This window comes from Fulvimarina pelagi HTCC2506 (assembly GCF_000153705.1).
In the GTDB taxonomy this organism is placed as follows: domain Bacteria; phylum Pseudomonadota; class Alphaproteobacteria; order Rhizobiales; family Rhizobiaceae; genus Fulvimarina; species Fulvimarina pelagi.
Genome location: NZ_DS022272.1, coordinates 1,896,324 through 1,914,834, shown reverse-complemented (window position 1 = coordinate 1,914,834; position 18,511 = coordinate 1,896,324). Strand labels below are relative to the sequence as shown.

At 60.4% G+C, this 18,511-nt stretch carries 16 protein-coding genes; 5 read left to right on the top strand and 11 right to left on the bottom strand.

Features of this window, described 5'->3' with window-relative positions; all coding sequences use genetic code 11:
• Positions 1-143: 143 nt before the first annotated feature.
• The 3 genes from FP2506_RS08905 to FP2506_RS08895 all read right to left on the bottom strand — a co-directional run bounded on the left by FP2506_RS08905 (position 144) and on the right by FP2506_RS08895 (position 2,705).
• Positions 144-470 (bottom strand): hypothetical protein, encoded by a 327-nt coding sequence (locus FP2506_RS08905; RefSeq protein WP_148227519.1) that lies wholly within the window; start codon positions 468-470, stop codon positions 144-146.
• The gene (locus FP2506_RS08900) at positions 467-2,110 is read right to left on the bottom strand and encodes an OpgD/OpgG family glucan biosynthesis protein (RefSeq protein WP_007067121.1); all 1,644 of its coding nucleotides are present in this window, start codon (positions 2,108-2,110) and stop codon (positions 467-469) included. The genes FP2506_RS08905 and FP2506_RS08900 overlap by 4 nt, the downstream gene beginning before the upstream one ends.
• Before the next feature lie 112 nt (positions 2,111-2,222).
• Positions 2,223-2,705 carry a MarR family winged helix-turn-helix transcriptional regulator gene (locus FP2506_RS08895; RefSeq protein WP_007067120.1) on the bottom strand — a complete coding sequence of 161 codons (483 nt, stop codon included), beginning with the start codon at positions 2,703-2,705 and terminating at the stop codon, positions 2,223-2,225.
• 124 nt (positions 2,706-2,829) lie between these two features.
• On the opposite strand from FP2506_RS08895, the gene FP2506_RS08890 reads away from it, so the two are divergent.
• The gene (locus FP2506_RS08890) at positions 2,830-3,243 is read left to right on the top strand and encodes a dihydrofolate reductase (protein WP_007067119.1); all 414 of its coding nucleotides are present in this window, start codon (positions 2,830-2,832) and stop codon (positions 3,241-3,243) included.
• On the opposite strand, the gene FP2506_RS08885 is transcribed toward FP2506_RS08890, so the two are convergent.
• Genes FP2506_RS08885 through pabB form a run of 3 tightly spaced genes read right to left on the bottom strand, consistent with a single transcriptional unit; the run spans position 3,233 to position 6,134 of the window.
• The gene (locus tag FP2506_RS08885) at positions 3,233-4,117 is read right to left on the bottom strand and encodes an aminotransferase class IV (protein WP_007067118.1); all 885 of its coding nucleotides are present in this window, start codon (positions 4,115-4,117) and stop codon (positions 3,233-3,235) included. The two genes, FP2506_RS08890 and FP2506_RS08885, sit on opposite strands and share 11 nt — an antisense overlap.
• On the bottom strand, positions 4,114-4,707 hold the full coding sequence (locus FP2506_RS08880) for an anthranilate synthase component II (RefSeq protein ID WP_007067117.1): 594 nt from the start codon (positions 4,705-4,707) through the stop codon (positions 4,114-4,116). The genes FP2506_RS08885 and FP2506_RS08880 overlap by 4 nt, the downstream gene beginning before the upstream one ends.
• Positions 4,704-6,134 (bottom strand): aminodeoxychorismate synthase component I, encoded by a 1,431-nt coding sequence (gene pabB / locus FP2506_RS08875; RefSeq protein ID WP_244404148.1) that lies wholly within the window; start codon positions 6,132-6,134, stop codon positions 4,704-4,706. Before pabB ends, FP2506_RS08880 begins: the two co-directional genes overlap by 4 nt.
• A 459-nt stretch (positions 6,135-6,593) precedes the next feature.
• Here pabB and FP2506_RS08870 point away from each other — a divergent pair, with 459 nt between their 5' ends.
• The gene (locus FP2506_RS08870; RefSeq protein ID WP_007067114.1) at positions 6,594-7,088 is read left to right on the top strand and encodes a nucleoside deaminase; all 495 of its coding nucleotides are present in this window, start codon (positions 6,594-6,596) and stop codon (positions 7,086-7,088) included.
• Between the two features lie 77 nt (positions 7,089-7,165).
• Positions 7,166-8,671 carry a UdgX family uracil-DNA binding protein gene (locus tag FP2506_RS08865; protein ID WP_007067113.1) on the top strand — a complete coding sequence of 502 codons (1,506 nt, stop codon included), beginning with the start codon at positions 7,166-7,168 and terminating at the stop codon, positions 8,669-8,671.
• 54 nt (positions 8,672-8,725) lie between these two features.
• Here the strand turns inward: FP2506_RS08865 and FP2506_RS08860 are convergent, their stop codons facing one another.
• On the bottom strand, positions 8,726-10,717 hold the full coding sequence (locus FP2506_RS08860; protein WP_244404147.1) for a putative bifunctional diguanylate cyclase/phosphodiesterase: 1,992 nt from the start codon (positions 10,715-10,717) through the stop codon (positions 8,726-8,728).
• A 324-nt stretch (positions 10,718-11,041) separates the two neighbouring features.
• Here FP2506_RS08860 and FP2506_RS08855 point away from each other — a divergent pair, with 324 nt between their 5' ends.
• A complete protein-coding gene (locus FP2506_RS08855) occupies positions 11,042-11,473 on the top strand; it encodes a L,D-transpeptidase (protein WP_007067111.1) in 432 nt (143 codons plus the stop codon).
• 189 nt (positions 11,474-11,662) lie between these two features.
• A complete protein-coding gene (locus FP2506_RS08850; protein WP_007067110.1) occupies positions 11,663-12,973 on the top strand; it encodes an O-antigen ligase family protein in 1,311 nt (436 codons plus the stop codon).
• On the opposite strand, the gene FP2506_RS08845 is transcribed toward FP2506_RS08850, so the two are convergent.
• The 4 genes from FP2506_RS08845 to FP2506_RS08830 all read right to left on the bottom strand — a co-directional run bounded on the left by FP2506_RS08845 (position 12,939) and on the right by FP2506_RS08830 (position 18,311).
• Positions 12,939-13,526 (bottom strand): hypothetical protein, encoded by a 588-nt coding sequence (locus tag FP2506_RS08845; RefSeq protein WP_007067109.1) that lies wholly within the window; start codon positions 13,524-13,526, stop codon positions 12,939-12,941. The two genes, FP2506_RS08850 and FP2506_RS08845, sit on opposite strands and share 35 nt — an antisense overlap.
• Before the next feature lie 868 nt (positions 13,527-14,394).
• The gene (locus FP2506_RS08840) at positions 14,395-15,762 is read right to left on the bottom strand and encodes a hypothetical protein (RefSeq protein ID WP_007067107.1); all 1,368 of its coding nucleotides are present in this window, start codon (positions 15,760-15,762) and stop codon (positions 14,395-14,397) included.
• 3 nt (positions 15,763-15,765) lie between these two features.
• Positions 15,766-16,926 (bottom strand): ATP-binding domain-containing protein, encoded by a 1,161-nt coding sequence (locus FP2506_RS08835; RefSeq protein WP_007067106.1) that lies wholly within the window; start codon positions 16,924-16,926, stop codon positions 15,766-15,768.
• On the bottom strand, positions 16,923-18,311 hold the full coding sequence (locus FP2506_RS08830) for a serine/threonine protein kinase (protein ID WP_007067105.1): 1,389 nt from the start codon (positions 18,309-18,311) through the stop codon (positions 16,923-16,925). Before FP2506_RS08830 ends, FP2506_RS08835 begins: the two co-directional genes overlap by 4 nt.
• Between the last annotated feature and the right edge of the window lie 200 nt (positions 18,312-18,511).

Sequence of the window (18,511 nt, the reverse complement as noted above, 5' to 3'; positions counted from 1 at the left end):
CGTAAGCGGATGCAGTGCTTCAGCTGAGACCACAATATTTTGGCCCTGCGGCATTCTCCGACTGGAAGCCGGCATCGCGCGAAACGACACGATAATTACGCTCGCACGCAGGAGACACAGACAGCCCGTCCGCGACCCACCTGTTAGGCGTGACTACTACTGCTGGCAGTCACGCGGGAGAACAAACCGGTGAACCAGGTGCGAAAACGGCCAGTGCCAAAATCCTGTTCCGGCATAGCCAGACGGTCGATCGGCGCAGGCAAGGCGACCGTCTGAATAAGCTCAAGCGCCCATTCTTGCCCCTCCCGCGCATCTGCGATGACCTTATCGACCGGCTGATTCATGTCGGCATCTGCGAGACGCCGACCGATAGCGCGGTGCATTTCGATAGTGTCGTGCGAATAGGATCCCAATACGAGATCAACGATCGAAAGCGGACTTTCGTCGTCATTCCAAGAGAGTACGCTCACGCTTCTGTCGTCCATTGGTACATCCATGTCTCGCTTATACTGCGCCGCAACATGGTGAGTTTAACGCGCATTTCGACCGGCCGTTCCTCAATTCGTTCAAGTTCAAGTGAGACTCGCCACCCGCCGCCGGGAAGACGGGCAACTGCGCTGTTGAGCAACCGCCCGGCCGAAGTGACCTCGATTTCTGGCTCGATCTCGGCATCGTCCGGTAGATCGGCGGCGGGACCGCCGGTAAAGTTCACGACCATGCGCCGGGTCGTTTGCTCTTCGTCGGTATCTGCCGCGTTGCCACCGATACCGGTCAGTGTCGAAGAGACACGGGCTCGGTCCTGCGCTGGCTCGACGTCGAGGCCCCAACGCATACGGTAAGAGAATTCCATAGAGGATCCGGCTTCGGCCCTCTGCTCGGGTATCCAGAAAGCGACGATATTATCGTTCGTCTCGGTCGCCGTCGGAATTTCGACCAGTTCCACCGTTCCCGCGCCCCATTCTCCGATCGGCTCGATCAAAAGCGATGGGCGGAGTTCGTATCGCGATTCGGTATCTTGATAGCTCTCGAAAGACCGGTCGCGCTGTAAGAGGCCGAAGCTTTTTGGATTGGTTTCACCGATAAACGAGAGTGCAAGCTGTTGTGGATTTTGTAACGGCCGCCAAAACTGCTCGCCGTTGGCTCGCTCAATGAACAGCCCGTCGCTGTCGTGCACCTCCGGCCGGAAGTCGTCATGATCTGGACCGTCGTTCTCGCCGAAGGTGAACATTGAGGTGAGGGGGGCAATGCCCAGCCGCGAAACCGTCTCGCGAAAATAGAGCCGCTGGCGACATGTCATGACGGTCTCGGGACCGGGCTCGATGACAAATTCGTAAGCTCCAGCGACGCTCGGACTCTCGAGTTCAGCCATCAAGCGGATCGAGCTTTCCCCAGGCTTGGGTGCATCGATGTAGAAAGCCGTAAAACGAGGAAACTCCTCGGTTTCATCGGTTGCCGTATTAATGGCAAGGCCGCGCGCCGATAGACCGTAACGAGTGCCCATGCCGAGTGCACGGAAATAACTGGCCCCTAGAAAGGTGACCAGCTCATCGAAGTAGTCGGGTCGCTCCAGCGGCGCATGGATCCGGAAGCCCGCCACGCCTGGGAAACTGATGTCATCGAATTCCGCAGGATTGAGCGGCGGGCGATACTCGAAATCGTCTGCCTGGAAGATATGCGGCTCATACTGACCATCGCGGCCGATTGACACTGTCGCTGTGTCGTCGAACACCCAACCCGGATAGAATGCCTGTAGATGGAAATCTACCGGCTCGGCCCGCCAAAGAGCATGGTCCGGCCTGAAGGCGATGGCCCGGTGGGCGTCGTAAGTGAGATCGCGAACGATTTCCGGCAAAGCGCTTTCCGGCTCGGCGTAGGGCTGCTGAGCCTTTTCCGCCATCTTCTGACTGAGCCGGTCAAACGTCAAAGGTTCGGGCGCATTAGCACTATCGCCAGAACTGACCGGCTTTTCGCCGCCGTCGGCAGCGAAAGAAGACGAGAAGGGAAACAATATCGCGGCGAAACCGCCGGCTAGCGCTCGTCGGCGTGTGATGAGAAGTGGTCGGAGCACGTTGGCCTGCGGGTTCCTGTTCTGAAGAGTTGCAGCCAACATAATGACCGGCCGATGCCACGGAAAGTGGAGCGCGGCACAAATGGATCGCATAATTTGCAATCCTTGCTCAATGATTTTGCAGAGCTGAGAAGAGTACGTGGCCGGCTGTCGATCAGCGCAGGCGCCGCAGACGCTGAGCGAGCAGTGCCTCGATTTTGTGCAAAGACTCGCCCAGGACGACGCGCTCTTCGTCGTTGAGCGTGCCGATAAGGTCGACATCGAGCTTCCGCCAGACTTCGAACACTTTTTCCCGGGCGCTCTCGCCCTTCGGCGTAAGCTGAACCATTGTCCGTCGAAGATCGATTTTGTGAGCGCCACGCTCCACGAGACCTTTCTCGATCAGTCGATCGAGCATCTTCGAGATTGTCGAGGGCCGCACACTCAAATCATCGGCCAAAACGGAAACGCTGACGGGTTCGCTCGGCAGCAAACGGACAAGCAATTGATCCTGACCGGGATGCAGGTCAATGTCAGATAAGAGAAGTGCGATGAACGCACGTGTCGATTTTGCGATTGCGAGCAGGGACGTGACCGTCTCGGTATCGGAGGGGCACTCGTTAGAACTCGCGATGAGGGGGTCGATATTTAGATCCATACTCTCTTAATCGCGCAGTTTTGCCGGGTACGCATTAAACTAAGTTATATTCTCCAAACGATATTTTCCTTTGGAGCAGTATAAGTCTGGCGCGCGAAACGTGTCGAAATTGGGGGATGTTGGAATGGATATCCGCGTGATCTGTGCGATCGGACAGAGCGGACAACTCGGTCTCGACGGCGGAATGCCGTGGGAGGGAAGCGAAGACCGCGTCTATGTCGAAGACGTCGAACGTTTCTTCGAGATCACCCGCGGCCATGTGCTCATCTGCGGTCCGAAAACGGTCGCTTCATTTCCAGACTTCGCCCACAATGACCGCACGATCGTCACGATACGTTCGTCGGACGATCCAGAAGACGTACTGTCGCGTTTCGCCGAGCGGGTTGTCTTCGTGGGAGGCGGGCCGGCGGTCTGGGATGTCTATGCGAAGTATGTAAGGCACTGGGATATCAACAGGTTACCCTACGACGGCGAAGCAGATACCTGGTTCGATCCGGCCTGGCTTCTCGCCGGCGGCCGCCATACGATCAGACGCTGAGATCGGGAATTTCTGCCCCAAATTCACGCGGATCGGTCCCGCAATCCCGCGCGATTGCATGACAGCTTTCCTCCATCAGCCAGCGAACCGTACGCGCCTGCGAGGGACTGAGGGGAGGTGCTCCGGCAAGGCCTGCCGGTGCTATCAATCGCAAAGAATTGGTGAGCAGAAACCAGCCGTCATGTTCACTGTCCAGGACTAGTGGTGCCACTCGAACGTCCACCGAATACCGTTCCGCTGTCTCGATGACAAAACGGCGCATCACGCCATCAAGCGCCCCGCATTCGAGTGGCGGCGTCACGATATCGTGTTTGCCGATCCGGAAAACATTCGCCAACGCCGTGCAGGCAATCTGGTCATTCGTGTTCAGGAAGAGCGGCTCGTCTGCACCGTCGCGCTTTGCCCGATCCGTTTCGACGATCGCATCGAAATAGGACAGGGTCTTCAGCCGCGACGAAAGCGAGGTCTCGTTGCGCCGGGTCTGCGCCAGAGCCAGCGTCAGCGGCTTGAACATCATCTGCGGCGCGAGCGGCGAGGCGGCACCGAACAGGGTCGGTCGCGGATCGTCCGGAAGCGCCAGCCCTCGCGCCCCGCTCCCCCGGGTAACGGTCAGCCGGATTGACCCGTTTCCGATCTCCGCGGAGAGGGACTCCTGCGCCACTGCCAACCGTTCCCGCGTCACCGGCAACGACAAGGCTGCGCAAGTCGAGGCCAAGCGGTCGAGATGATCGTCGGCGCGAAACACACGGCCCCCGATCGCGAGCGCCGTGTCGAAACAGCCGTCGCCGAGCGTGAAGCCGCGATCGCGCGGATCGATCGATGCATCCTCGGCCGCGACCAACCGATCGCCGAGCCACACCCGCGCGCCCGTCACGCCGCCTCCCTGAAGGCGCGCGCCCGGTCGAGAAAATTCGAAAAAATCGCCGGTCCTTCCTCGGTCAGAACCGATTCGGGATGGAACTGCACCCCGTAAGTCGGATGCGTGCGATGGCTCAGCGCCATGATCTCGCCGTCCGGCGAGCGGGCGTCGATCGTCAGGTGCCGAAGCATCGCCGGCGTCTCCTCCACGATCAGAGAGTGATAACGGCCCGCCCTGGTCTCCGGCGGAAGTCCTGCGAAAAGGTTCGCGCCCTGGTGAAGCATCGCAGACGCCCGCCCATGCATCGGCCGCAGCGCCCGCGTCACGTGACCTTCGAAAACGTCCCCGATCACCTGATGGCCGAGGCACACGCCGAGGATCGGAACCCTCCCCGAAAGTGCGCGGACCAGATCGCAGGAGACCCCCGCCTCCTTCGGCGAGCACGGCCCCGGCGAGACGACGATCGCCTCGGGATCGAGAGCTTCTACCTCCGCGACAGTCACTTGATCGTTCCGGTGCACCAGCGTCTCGGCGCCGAGCCGCTCCAGATAGCGCCCGACGTTGAAGACGAAGCTGTCGTAATTGTCGAGAACGAGGACCCTCATCGCTCGTCCTCGAAGGCAGCGAACACACGCTGGGCCTTGGTGAAGGTCTCCTCGTATTCCGCCTTCGGATCTGAGAGGACGGTGATGCCGCCGCCTGCTGCAAGACGTGCGACCCCGTCCTCGAAGGTCACCGTCCGGATCGCGATGTTGAGGTCCATCGCACCGTTGAAGCCGATATAGCCGATCGACCCGCAATAGGGCCCACGCCGCGCCTTCTCGATCTCGCTGATGATGTCCATTGCCCTGATCTTCGGGGCTCCCGTGATCGAACCGCCGGGAAAGGTCGCCCCAATCAACTCAGCCAGCCCGAGATCGGCCTGCAACTGGCCCGTCACCACGGAGACGAGGTGATGAACGGCCGCATAGGTCTCGAGTCCGCACAAGACCGGAACCTCTATAGAGTCGACTTCGCACACGCGCGCGAGATCGTTGCGCATCAGGTCGACGATCATCACGTTCTCGGCCCGGTCCTTCTCCGAGGCTTCGAGTTCGGCAGAGAGCGCCGCGTCCTCCGCCGGATCGTCCGCGCGTTTCGCGGTACCCTTGATCGGCCGCGTCTCCACATGGCCGGAAGGCGTCAGGCTGAGAAAGCGCTCCGGCGAAGAACTCGCGACGACCGTCTCCCCGCAATCGAGAAAGGCGCCGAACGGCGCCGCATTCGTCCGACGAAGCCGGGAATAAAGTGCTAGCGGATCGAATCCCTGCGGCAAATGGCTCGTAAAGGTCTGGGCGATGTTCGCCTGAAAGATGTCGCCGGCAAGAACGTATTCTCGTGTCGCCTCGATTGCTTTCTCGTAGTCTTTCGCAAAGAAATTTGAGCGCCAGTCGAAGCCTTTCGGGATCGGGGGCAGCTCTTCGAGGGGCGTTTCAAGCGCTGCCAGAATATCGGCTGCCCGCAGTTCGGCCTGCCGCTGCCGTTCCGAGCCCTTCGCCGGCTGGCCGCTCGAAAAGCAGGTCGCTTTTTTGGTCGCATGATCGAAGGCGAGGACCACGTCGTAGAGCGGGAAGACCATGCTTGGCTTGACGGGATCAAAGTCCGGCGGTTGGTCAAGATTTTCAAGATGATGCGCAAATTCATAGGCGATGTAACCCATTGCGCCGCCCTGAAATGGCGGGCCGCCTTCGACTGTCGGCATTGCGAGGCGCGCCAGCACGCCTTTCAGCGCCTGGAGCGGGGCTGCGTCGATCCGCTCGCCGGAGAGAGCCGGCCCTATCGCGTCGACCGTGAAGACTGCGAATGGCCGTGCTGCGACGAACGAGTAACGCCCCAACACTTCGTGTGCCATCGCGCTATCTAGAAAGGAGAGACCGCCGAACCGGTAGAGCCGCCGCGCAGCGTCGAACGGATCCTGCCAGGCGATCTCGGTCACGGTTGGCGTAGTCATCTCCATACGATCGCAGATGCCCCCTCGGATGACTTTCGTCAAACATCTTCCCGTCGCTGTCGTCGCCGTTTCGTCTCTCGGTGACCTGATGGATCACATTCTTTCGACAGGGCGTTTAGCAACTAAGTTGGCCGGTTTGTTTGCAGTCCGATCGACACCGCAACACGAGGTTCGCCCAATGTCCGTCCCTGCATCAAAGAGAAGCCGAGCACGATTTTTCGCCATGCCTCTCTGCTTTCTTCTTCTCGCCGGCTGCAATACGGCGACGCCTTATCCTCTTGGAAGTCCTTTTCCTGGCGCCAGGGTTTCAGCCAACCCCTATCAGCCGGGAACAGTTGCTTATTGTAGACAATACGCTCGTCAGACGGCTGGGAATGCTTACGACGCACGTGTTGACCGAAACGACAGCTTCGGCGCCCGCGCTCTGACGAGACAGAGTGCACGCCGCGACGGCGCTCGTGCTTATGAGCGGTGCATGAGTGGGGGCTGAGAGTGACGGATATGTATCACGCATCCGCTGAGATTGACGACATCGACCGTGTGCACCTGGCCCGCTGTGTAGAACTCGCCCGCCAGGCAGTAGAAGAAGGACACAAGCCGTTCGGATCGCGCCTCGTCGCCGGCAATGGCACTGTGCTCAAAGAAGATTACAACAGAACCGGCGATGGCGACCCGACAGCACATCCGGAGTTTGCTCTCGCTCGATGGGCGGGTCTCAACATGGAGCCGTCGGAGCGGGCCGAAGCAACCGTCTACACATCCGGTGAACATTGCCCGATGTGTGCGACCGCCCATGGCATCGTTGGCCTCGGTCGGATCGTCTATGGCAGTTCTACCGAACAGCTTCTCGCTTGGCTCGACGAACTCGGTGTCGACAGCTTTCCATTCAAGCCGATCCCGGTGCGTGAGGTTCTTCCGAACCATCAGGTTTCCGGGCCGGATATGACCTTTGCCGATGAGATACGCATGCTGCACGAACGGGTGCATCGACGTTAGATGGCACATTCTAACGAGTAGACGTTCCAGAGCGGCGATTGGAGCCGCGCCTTTGTTTGGTGACGGAAGTTCAAAGCATGTACACTGCCGAACTTGTATTTCCCGCTGACTTCGACGGGTGGCGGGACGCAGCGAGAGCGGCTTTTTCCAACTCGATCCCTCCAGAACAAATCGCTTTTACGGTCTCCGGCGAAGGCGTGAACCTATTCAGTGAACCGCTCACCCACCGTGACCCGGACGGTCCCCAGCCGACCGTTCCCAGGCGCTTCGTCGACCTCGCACGCAAGCTTGTCTGCCATGCCGACGAAGATCGCTTCGTCTTCGCGTACCGCCTGCTCTGGCGGCTCCAAACAGAAAAGCGGCTCCTAGATATCGCATCGGATGCCGACGTGATCCGCGCTGGAGAGATGGAAAAGGCGGTTCGGCGTGATTCCCACAAGATGAAGGCGTTCGTCCGTTTTCGCGAGATCGAGAGCGAAGCTGGCGACAAGCATTACGTGGCCTGGTTCGAGCCCTTCCATCACATCGTGGAAGCAACTGCGCCCTTTTTTGTTCGACGCTTCACCGGAATGAACTGGACCATCCTGACACCCAGGCGGACAGCCTCCTGGGATGGCGCCGACCTTTCCTTCCTGCCGGGCGCGAGCCGCGACATGGCTCCTTCGGGCGACGATATGGAGGACCTTTGGCTCACCTATTACGCGTCGATCTTCAATCCGGCGCGCCTCAAGGTAAAGGCGATGCAGGCCGAGATGCCGAAGAAGTACTGGGCCAACATGCCCGAAACGGCGCTTGTGAAACCGCTCGTTGCCGGCGCCGAAGCGGCGCAGCGCCGCATGATCGAAACCGCACCGAGTCTCCCGAGTTTGCGCCATGAAAAGATGACGGAACGCCGGGAGGCTGTAATGGGACTGGACAGCGCGGACGAACCGATGCTTGGCCTTGACGGGGATGAGGCCAATACGGGCTCGAACCTGCCAAAAACGATCGAGGATGCGCGCCGCGCTGCGGCCAGCTGTCAGGCCTGCCCGCTCTGGGAACCGGCGACACAGACCGTGTTCGGCAAAGGACCGGAAGACGCGCCGGTCATATTCGTTGGCGAGCAGCCGGGCGATCAGGAGGACATTGCTGGCGAGCCGTTCGTGGGCCCGGCGGGCAAGGTCTTCGACGAGGCGCTTCTTTCAGCCGGAGTCGATCGCAAGCAAGCTTACGTTACGAATGCAGTAAAGCATTTCAAATTCACGCCGCGCGGCAAGCGCCGTATACACGCCAAGCCTAACATGGGCGAGATCAAGACCTGCCGCTGGTGGCTGGACCTAGAACGCGAGCTCGTTAAGCCGAAGCTGATCGTGGCACTCGGCGCGACTGCGGCTCAGGCGGTGTTAGGCAAGACCGTCACGATCCGGGATAGTCGGTCCAAACTCATCAATTTGACGGATGAGATACGTTTCCTCGTAACTGTCCATCCGTCCTATATCCTGCGTTTGCCTGACGCGGCTGCACAGGAACGCGAGCGTCAGGCATTTCGCGCCGATATGGGACTGGTTCTCAAGACGGTGCCGGAACTGGCTTTGACCAATTAAGGTTCCCCAAGGAAGGCCCAGTTTAGGGACAGGCCAGTTTAAAAGAAAACCCGCTTAGGCGGAAGCTCTGCTGTGCTGGCCGCCATCATTCTCCAGCCGCGGTTGGATCCGGTTGCGTCGGAAATGATCGAGGGCCTCGAAGGCGATTTCTGAGGCGGGGACGGGCTTACCGAAATAGTAGCCTTGTATCTGATCGCAGCCGCAGTCGCGCAACATCTCGACCTGCTCGGCATATTCGACGCCTTCAGTGACCACCTTCATCCCCATGTGATGACCCATGGCGACAATCGTACGGACGAGCTGATCGACCTTCTCCTCGCCACGCGCCATCGCGAACATGAAGCTCTGGTCGATCTTCAGCTTGTCGAAGGGGAAGCGCCAGACATAGCTGAGCGAAGAATAACCGGTCCCGAAATCGTCCATGGCAACACGGATGCCGAGCGCGCGAAGACCTTTCAGCTGTTCCAGAACGTCGTCCGATCGGTCGAGTACGAGAGACTCCACCACTTCCAGCTCCAGCTTGTTTCCTTCTATTCTGGCTTTCGCAATCGCATCGGTCACGACCGATACCAGGTCGCCGTCGACGAACTGGACGGTCGAGAGGTTGACCGAAACGAAACAGTCATCCGGCCATTGCGCAGCCTGTCGCGCGGCTTCCTGGATGACCCAGGTTCCAATGCGCTTGATGTAACCGCGGGCTTCAGCGATCGGTACGAACTCTGACGGCGAGATCAGGTTCCCATCGCAGTCGCGCAGACGGACAAGTGCTTCAAAACCGAGAACTCGGTGGGTCGTCCCGCAGACCAGCGGCTGATAATGCAGCACAAACCCGTCGTTCTCGACGGCATGGCGCACTTGAGCTTCAACCAACCGACGATGATGATTGTCTTCGTCCATCCAGGCTTCGAAAAAGACGAGATCATCGGCCTTGGAAGCCTTGTGCCGACAGTGTGCGAGCTCGGCATGCTTGACCAGTTCGGTATGACCACGCCCGTCGGTCGGCACCATCGCGCAACCGATCGAGATCGACGGCTCGATCCTCTCGCCGCACTGTTCTATCGGTTCCCCGATAGCGTTGGAGAGCCGTCGAGCGAAAGCCCTGACGTCGTTGCTGCTCGAAACACGCCGGCGCAGGATTGCGAAGTCATCCGGACCGATCCGGGCTACGAGGTCGTCCTTATGACAAACGGAGCGGATGCGTCGGGCTATGACCTTGAGGATTTCATCTCCATTCGCCTGTCCTAGGCGGGCATTGATTTCACCAAGTTCATCAAGGTCGATATAGACGTATGCCATCCGTTCGCGAGTTGCGCGCGCGGTCACCATCACCCGGTCGGTCTCTTCCTGCATGCGCCGGCGATTGAGCAGCTGAGTCAGACTGTCGTGGTTGGCGAGAAACTCGATATGGGCATCGGCCTCAGCGATCTTCCGGCGACGGAACAGGTAGGCGACAAACGGAACACCAGTGGCGATCAGCAGGACGAGACCGGTAAGCGAGAATGCCCTGAAGAGCGTTCCCGAATAGAGGCTCCGATCGGCCGTGACGTCCGGCTGCACTGACAGGAAACCGATGCGCTCTCCGTCTCGGACTAGTGGCCTGATGACGGCTGGCGGCTCGTTGCCGTTCTTGAGGAAGACCTTCCATTGGCCTTCTCGCGCAACGATGGATGCCGAGAGCGCGTCACCGTTCGACATACCGCCTGGCCTGTCGCGCATCAGCCAGCCATAGCGCTCGGACCTGGACTGGTAGACTTCGTTTCCGTTTCTGTCGAACAAAGAAAACCGCTCGATACCAGATAGGTTCGAGACCTTTCGGATCATCGCCTCGGTGTCGGGTGCACGGCTGATACCGGTCATGAAGGCGTCGAGAGCGCCCGGTTCGGTCAAGAGGAGGTCGGCGAAGTTGTCCGTTCGGCCGGAGACCTCGGTCTCGACGATATTGCCGACCGCCGCCGAGCCAACGAAGAGAACGCTCACGATAACGAAGCATGCGATCGCCAGCCCTCCGGCGATGACGGCAACATGTTGTCGAAGCGTGTACAGCACGTCTTGCTCGTTCGGTTCTCGTTGAGCGTCGAGAACTAACGGCAAGAGGTAAACAAATCGAAGATGAACTGAAAAAAGACGTCCTCACTGCGTTTGGTTTGCTCGCGAACGCTTTGAAACGCGCGGTAGCGGTTCGAATGCTACTTGCGATGAGTGCGTTGGATGTCGGCTTGACGTTGATACCCCTGCGGCGTGCTACTTAAGACTTCGAAGACAAAAGAGCCAACGGGCATCGAATTCGGCTAGACTTTGGCGGAAATTCGGCCATTATAAGTCATAAAAGCGGCAAAAAGTCGGTGACAGACCAGTGGTTGGAGGCCTCTTATGAAGAAACTGCCTGCTTTTTTTGCGCTCGCGCTCGGAATTCTGGTATTCGGGCTGACTGACGGAGCGGAAGCCCGCCTTATAGCGAAGATCGATATTTCCTCCCAGCGCATGACCGTCATCAACAACGGCAAGGTGCTCTACAACTGGCCTGTCTCGACCGCGCGGAAGGGATACCGCACGCCCACAGGAACGTGGCGTCCCAAACGCCTCCACCGCATGTGGTACTCGCGCAAGTATGATATGAGCCCGATGCCCTATTCGGTCTTCTACCATGGCGGCTACGCCATTCACGGGACCGGCGCGATCTCTCGTCTAGGCCGTCCGGCCTCGCACGGGTGCGTGCGCCTGCATCCGGCCAATGCCAAGGCCTTCTACAACCTCGTGCGCCGTCACGGCATGGGGAACACGCGGGTCGTCGTCCAGCGCTGAGCGGCGACGTCCGACATAATCCCTAAGCCATCAAAGCCGTCGGGTTTCCGGATCCGGCGGCTCTATGCTGTCGCGTACGACGCAGCGACAAGCCATCCGGCCTTCGGTCATGAACCACGAAGGTCGGCACATTAATCCGCCGTTAGGCATGTTCCGATACCTTTGCTGCGCAATCAGCGACGGCGGGCCATGCAGCAGACGATCATAACCTCGCGGCCGATCGGGATCTCGCCGGAGGAGCGCGTGCTTTCGGCGGGCCGGGCCCTCATCGCGATCGTCCTGATGACGGCGCTCGTGATGACGCTGATGCCGTTTCCGGGCGCCTATGACGGGTTCGAGCAGGCCGACGGCAATCCGGTCAACAAATACGGCTACAGCGCGCTGGCGTTGATCGCGCTCCTCGGCCATCTCCTCTTCGCCGACAGGCGCGTCGCGGCGACGCTTCTAAGACCCGCCTGGCTGATCCTCGCGGCCTGGCTCGTCTTTGCCTCCGTCAACTCGGTGATGCCGGAGCTCGCCTTCCGCGCGGCGCTGTTCACGATCGCGGCGATGATCGCGGCGACCGGAGCGCTGTCCCTGCCGGCGAGCGCTGCGGCGTTCCGGCTGTGCCTGACGGTGATGGCGCTCGCGGTGCTCGGGCTCTCCTATTTCGGCGTCCTCTTCCTGCCGGAGATGGCGATCCACCAGGCCTTCGAGCTGGAGAGCCAGCATGCCGGACTCTGGCGCGGCGTCTACAGCCACAAGAACGTGACCGGCCAGGTGATCGCCCCGCTGTTCTTCATCGGGATCTATCTCTGGCGCGCCGGCCAGTGCAAGACCGGCATCCTGATCGCCGTCCTCAGCTTCGTCTTCGCCTATCACAGCGGCTCGAAGACGACGCTGGCGCTGATCCCGGCCGTGACGCTCCTCGTCCTGTCCGGCCGCATTCTCGGCGGACGCATCCTGCCGGTCATTCTCGTCCTCGTTTCGGTGACGGCAATCGGCATGATGACCCTCGGCACCGTCCTCAGCGACACGCTCGACTCGATCCTGCAGAGCGTGATGCCGGGCACGACCTTCACCGGCCGGACCGACCTCTGGCGCTTCACCCTCGACCTGATGCGCCCGCAGCAGTGGATCGGCTACGGCATCGACAGCTTCTGGCCGACGCCGATCGTGATGGCGGCCGAGGCGCCCTTCGAACTCGGCTGGGACCCGCGCGGCATCGTGAACGCCCATAACGGCTATCTCGACATTGCGATCACCCTCGGCTGGCCCGGCCTCGCATTCGCGCTCCTCGTCCTCTTCGTCCTGCCGCTCGCCGATTACGTGAAGTGCCGCGACACCCGCGAGAACGCGCTCGCCGCCGATCTCTTCCTGATGATCCTCACCTTCATGCTGATGAACGCGTTCCTCGAATCCTTCTTCTTCGCCCGCGGCCATCCCGGCTGGATGCTGACCTGGATCGCGGTGGTGGGCTTGAGGCTTACCGCGCGCCATCCGATGAAGGCGTCCGGCTGACGTCGTCCGCCGGGGTTTCGCCAAAGGTTTTCCCCGGCCCGAAGCGCTTCGCCGCGCGGGCCAGCACCTGCCGCTCCAGTGCCTGAAAGTTGTTCCGCTCGCGAAAGACCTGCGGTGCGTTCTGGCGCACGAGCATGAGGTGGAGGGCGTTGGCGACGTCGGCGGGAAGCTGCTGCAGGCAGGGGAGGCCGGTGCGCCCCCAGGTGTCGCCGGAATTGCCTGGCTCGCTCGCGCGGGCGCCGAACCGGCACTGGAAGGCGCGGCGGCATTCGGGCCGCCTGCAGTGGTGAAAGAGCGTCTGCGCCATTTCCGAAAGATGCTGGTCGAGACTGTCCGGATCGAGCGGCAGCGCGCGGCGGGCGTCGTCGCCGGCGCGGATCCTGTCGCCATGCCGCCGCCGCTTCGGCGGACGGGAGAGGCGGCCGGCCTCTTTCAGCAAGGCGAGGATGTGGCTGAAGTGCCGGTAGGCGATGCGGCGGCCCTCGGTAAGTTCCGCTGGCGTCGGCGGCAGGTCGTCCACGAGGTCTACGATGGGGGCCGGATGCTTCGCCATGGTCCGTCTCCTTCTCGTCTCGAGCCCGGCGCGGGACCTTGCCACCGGACACGGGTTCGCATTCCCGCGCTCGGATGGGCCGGGGTTTTCGCATGGTGTTCTGCTTGGATCGTCCTCTTAAGTGGCAGGCCACCGGGACGATCGCGGATCGCTGCCGCGAGGGCGGCAGCGGAGCGCCGGAGGCAAACCCTCCGAATTTTGATTCTGTCCGGTTCGCCTCCGGCGCACCGCGCGGGATTTGTCGCACACCGCTTCACCAAGGGTTCCTGCCGCGCCCGTTCCGCCGGCCCCACCGTCCGCGCCTTCTCGCCCGAGGGATCGGGCTTAAAGACGCGCGCGGGCGTCAGCGGTCGGGGCGAAGCCCGAACCTTTAGTGGCTGCCGGCGCTTCACGCTCGGCCTTGTCGGCCAGGCGTTCAAGCGGACCGATCCGCACCCGTGTCATAGTACACGAGGGGCCGGCGGAGCCGCGGGACGTCCGGAGCGCGAGGGCTTCCGGAACAAGCCCCCCGCCGCAGACACCGCCCGCACCCCCGAACGATCCCGGCGATCGTCCTTGCCATTCGGAGGCGCGGTGAGGGGATGATAGGGGAGGGTGTGAGGGCGGGGAAAAGATTATTGGCGGGTTAGCGCCCATCGCGGTCTTTCAAAACCAGTTTTGGTTCGCCCGGATGCGGCCATTCTCATCCGAACATCAGCGGCCGCTCTCAGCCTCGTCGCGCCGTGCTCTAATGGGGCACGGCCATTTCATGGCGGTCACTGCGACAGCGGGATAAGATCCGGCGCATTTCGATCCCAGCTTGGTCGCGGTTTCTCCTGTGACTAGACGCCGACGGGTGGTGATCAAGTAGTGCCGGCGCAGCTCCACATTACTTGTTCAGGCCTTTCCCGCGAAGCTTTGCCGACCCGTTATGTGTTCGGCGATCCGGTTCGGTCGAGACTGCGTTCTCCAAACTCTTCAGTACTGTCGACGATCGATTGAGAAGTTGCCTCAGCTCCCTGAGTTCTTCGCGAAAGCGGGGGTCTGCCTCCGCGGGCGGAAGCCTGTTGAGGCCGAGGCGCTGTCGGGACGAGACGTTGGGATAGATCTCGACGGAGAGCGCGCTCGACTGGCCGCGATGTATCGTCCCTAGGTCCAGGACGCCGGTGCGCAACTCGTCGATGGACACGTCGTCCATCGGTTCAGCGTAGATCCCCGAATGCGCATAAAGGTCACGGACCAACCTTCTGCCAAGGCAGTTGAACCGAGTAAGGGCATCATTCGATTCCTGGAGACCCGCCCAGAGCCCGAACCACAGCGGAGCGGTGGGAAGCCGCGACGACAGCGACAAAGCCGATGGAAGGAACTTGAACGATCCGTCGCCAAGTAAGCTGAGGAGGCAGCCGGCCGCACAGGCTTCGAGACTGCCTAGCGAGCGAGGGGAACCCTCGAGAACGGCAATGGCTTCTTGAACGGATCGCGCTCGGTCCTCTCGAGTGCCGCCGAAACGCAGTCGCTTATCCCGCAACTCCGGGATCCCTGCGAACAGGTTGGCAAGCATGTCCTCATGAACAGATCCCGCTCCGATGCTTTGTCGAAGCGTTCCAACGATAACATCGTCATCATAAACCAAAAGCGAGCCTTCCGAGAAAGCAGCGCTGACGACCTCCCAGAAGCGAGCGAGCTCGTAGTGCGACAAGGGGAGCGGTTCGCTACCCATAAGCGAGCGCAGCTCAGCCCAGCAATTGCCGATCGCGGCAGTGTCGGCCGATTTGCTCCGCATGAGCCCCTGCAAAACGGCTGCCGAATAGGTCGCGTTCACTGCCGCGAGCGTGGGAAACTTCCCGTCGACGCCGGCTTCCCGGGATCGAAGGTACAGAGCAGCCTCCGCAACGGCCACGCCAACGAGCGTGCTCGCGAGACGTTCGGCGCGAGGACCCTCTACGACTGCCTCGTCGCTTTCGAGGATGTCGATCTGGTCACTCCGGATAACGCGGAAGAATGCGGAGAAGGGGACGTATTCCACGACGTAAGTGGAGACGAAGGCGTAGAACTCTCTTATCTTGGCTTGGTCGACGAGCACGATTGTCGCGGCCGCGCCGGCCGAGGCCGGACGACTGGGTAGCAGCAACGTGCAAAAGCTGTCGGCGACGGCGTCCCGAGTGGCGTGTGCCGACAGGCGGCGAGGCTTTGCCGCTTTACCCTTTCCGATCCATGTCAGAAATTCATCCGCATTCAGAACAACCGCGTTCAACATTTTTCAGGCCTTCAAGAACAGGTCGTCGAGAAGCGGATCGGCAGCGACCACGTCGTCCGCGGCGGCGACTCCTCGGGCAAGGTAGCCTGGGATCGATTTATCATAGTATATTCGAAGCGACGTCTTCGCGCGGGTCACGCCCGTGAACGCGAGGTTTTTCTGTCTGCTTCCGAATTTGTATAGACTCTCCATTCCCAAAAGGTGTGCCGCCCTAAATTCCAGTCCTTTGGCTCCGACTATCGTGCTCACGACAACGGGCCGATCGGGATCGAACGCATGGTAGCCTTCGGTTGAGATCTGGGTTTGCACGCGGTGGCCGATCTTGGACGCCTTGAGTGCCGCGGCGACGACGTGCGCGTTCTCCAGCTTCGGGCAGAGTACGCCGATGGCTTCGTCCGGGTAGGCGAACAATTGGGTGTCGATCTCCTCGATCGCGACAGCGCACTGATCCGCAAGCGAAAGTCCGCTATGCTCTCGGACGGACGACTCGAAATCGTGCTCGTTGTAGCGGGACGACGCTTCCATCCCGTCCTCCGAGTCAATCTCGTTGCGTATGCCGTCCGCGACGCGACAGATCTTCAGCCCGTTGCGGTAGTGGTGACGCAACTCGACGGGCTTGCCACATCTAAGTTCGAGTGCTTCCAAGCCTCCCGTGACTTCGGTCACCCGTTGCCTCTCGTCTCCCACCGCGTAGACCTGTCTGGCAAAAGAGCAGATGACCGAGATCTCGTCACCGGAGTAATCCTGCGCTTCATCGAGCAGGATGCAGTCGGAGATGTTGATCGGTTTGCCGAGGGCGGAGAGTTCCTGCAACTGTTCAAGAAGACGCGCGCGGACCTCGCGAAAGTCCCCGCCGTCCTGGAACGAGATGCCGTTTGCTCCGAGGAGTTGTGTTCCCCACTGGATGTATGTCTGTATCCTATCATTGGTGATGTCATAGTTCGTCGTGCCGGCAGCAAGGAATTCCTTGAGCACCCTACCGAACGTTAAAACCGTAACGTCCGTCACGCCGGCTTTAACGAGAAAGGTGGCTCTCAGAAGTAGAAGGTTCGTTTTGCCGCAGCCGGCGGGCCCAAGGATGAGGTGGTCGCCGTTCTTGGGAAGCGCGATGACCTTCTTTTGATCGTCGTCAAGGTCGGCAATGCTTTTCCACCACGTGCTCATTGTTCTTGCTCCACGGACGACTCAAGGGCGAGCCATGACGAACGCTTTGGTTCCTTCGCCTGTATGTGGTCTACAACCGTGTAGAGCACGTTCTCGAGCGAAGCGTGGAAGCGAGACTGGTCGTAGATCCCGGAATAGAAGGGCATTCGGTTCTCGAGAGGAAGGGGGGCGGAGCCTGACATGTGCCCGCACACGTCCACCGTGATGGCTCTCGCCTCGGCGTCTATGACCCCAATGCTGAAGTAGACGGACAGTGCATCAGGGATCAGGTGCGTACTGGACTGCTTGAACGTCACCTTAACCGACGGTGCGTCCCGCGGATGCCGGACCACCGTATTGATAGGCGGAAACTGTGCGTTCTCCGCGGATATTCTCCGAACGGCCGCCTTGATGAAGGCAACGATCTCGGCCACGAGGGGCTCGACAAAGTCTGGCTTTGGCCCGGCGCCGGACGGTGCGGCTGCCTGTTGTGCCAAAGCGCGCTTGGTGACCCGCTCCTTGATGCCAGCCAGCCCGTTTGCCGCTGACTTCGGTGGCCTGAACGAATCCCACGTCAGTAGCTTCAGCCTGTCCTCTGGCTTCTTCAGCAGGCACATCCTCGCCAAGTCGACGAGATAAGTCGGCACGGAGTTACTCTGTATAGTGGGCACAACATCCTGAACGGCGTTCACCAGCTTTGCAAATGGATCGGAATACTCACTGAACAACGCTTTCCGCATGATGAGATCGTGCAACACGCCGCCGAGTTGGTAGAACGTCAGCGCCCTCCAGCCTTCCGTGGTGCCGTCCTCCTGCCGGAGGAGGAACTCCGGCGAGCTGTATTGAAGCGTTCCGATGAAGGGTTGGAGGCCCTCCACATCCGTGACGCCCGGTTCGTTGAATGGCTTGATCACCCCGAAGTCGAGCAGCGTGACCTTCTTAAGATCGTCGCTCACCAATATGTTCTCTGGCTTGATGTCTCGGTGCACGAGATCGAGGGACTCGAGGTACTCTGCACAGTCCGCCAGATCGCTGATGTAGCCGCCGATCGCCTCGACTGGGATTTCAGGTAGGCGTCTCTTGAGGTTCGCGCCCTCGAGGTAGGCCATGACGAGAAAATGATGTTTGGCGGCCGGATCAAAGCCGCCGTCCAGGATCTCGACCATGTTCGAGTGGCCGCGGCCTTTGAGGGAAAGCTCCCTGTTGATGCGAGCGAGCTGCGTTCCATCCCCGAAACGCTCGATCAGCTCCCTGTCGAAAATCTTCACGGCCGCGAGGGTGTTTTCATTCTTAGCCTTGAAGACAGCCGCTGACTTTCCGTGGTCGATCAGCGATTCGATCGTCCATTCCCCGACTGACGTTCCAAGGATCTGCTCCTCGAGAATCTTCGCTCTTGCCGAATCCATGCCACAACCTGGTTTTATCCTCCCTGATAGTCAGTCTTGTCGGATAAATGTCAATTTCCGATTGTGACGTGCGACGAGCGTTCGAGCCCGAAACTGTTCAGGAAGCACTGGCTATGCATGAATTGAAAGGGGCTAAAACTGAACGGCAGCTTTTCAGCCTATTAACCGATGCCGGACGGTCGGCTATCGGCCCAAACTTC

Bases quoted from the DNA above. Each gene is read 5' to 3' on its own strand.
- FP2506_RS08835 (WP_007067106.1), bottom strand. From the start codon at position 16,926: ATGAGCACGTGGTGGAAAAGCATTGCCGACCTTGACGACGATCAAAAG.
- FP2506_RS08880 (WP_007067117.1), bottom strand. From the start codon at position 4,707: ATGAGGGTCCTCGTTCTCGACAATTACGACAGCTTCGTCTTCAACGTC.
- FP2506_RS08870 (WP_007067114.1), top strand. From the start codon at position 6,594: ATGTATCACGCATCCGCTGAGATTGACGACATCGACCGTGTGCACCTG.
- FP2506_RS08890 (WP_007067119.1), top strand. From the start codon at position 2,830: ATGGATATCCGCGTGATCTGTGCGATCGGACAGAGCGGACAACTCGGT.
- FP2506_RS08845 (WP_007067109.1), bottom strand. From the start codon at position 13,526: ATGGCGAAGCATCCGGCCCCCATCGTAGACCTCGTGGACGACCTGCCG.
- FP2506_RS08865 (WP_007067113.1), top strand. From the start codon at position 7,166: ATGTACACTGCCGAACTTGTATTTCCCGCTGACTTCGACGGGTGGCGG.
- FP2506_RS08840 (WP_007067107.1), bottom strand. From the start codon at position 15,762: ATGTTGAACGCGGTTGTTCTGAATGCGGATGAATTTCTGACATGGATC.
- FP2506_RS08895 (WP_007067120.1), bottom strand. From the start codon at position 2,705: ATGGATCTAAATATCGACCCCCTCATCGCGAGTTCTAACGAGTGCCCC.
- FP2506_RS08830 (WP_007067105.1), bottom strand. From the start codon at position 18,311: ATGGATTCGGCAAGAGCGAAGATTCTCGAGGAGCAGATCCTTGGAACG.
- FP2506_RS08855 (WP_007067111.1), top strand. From the start codon at position 11,042: ATGAAGAAACTGCCTGCTTTTTTTGCGCTCGCGCTCGGAATTCTGGTA.
- FP2506_RS08850 (WP_007067110.1), top strand. From the start codon at position 11,663: ATGCAGCAGACGATCATAACCTCGCGGCCGATCGGGATCTCGCCGGAG.
- FP2506_RS08900 (WP_007067121.1), bottom strand. From the start codon at position 2,110: ATGTTGGCTGCAACTCTTCAGAACAGGAACCCGCAGGCCAACGTGCTC.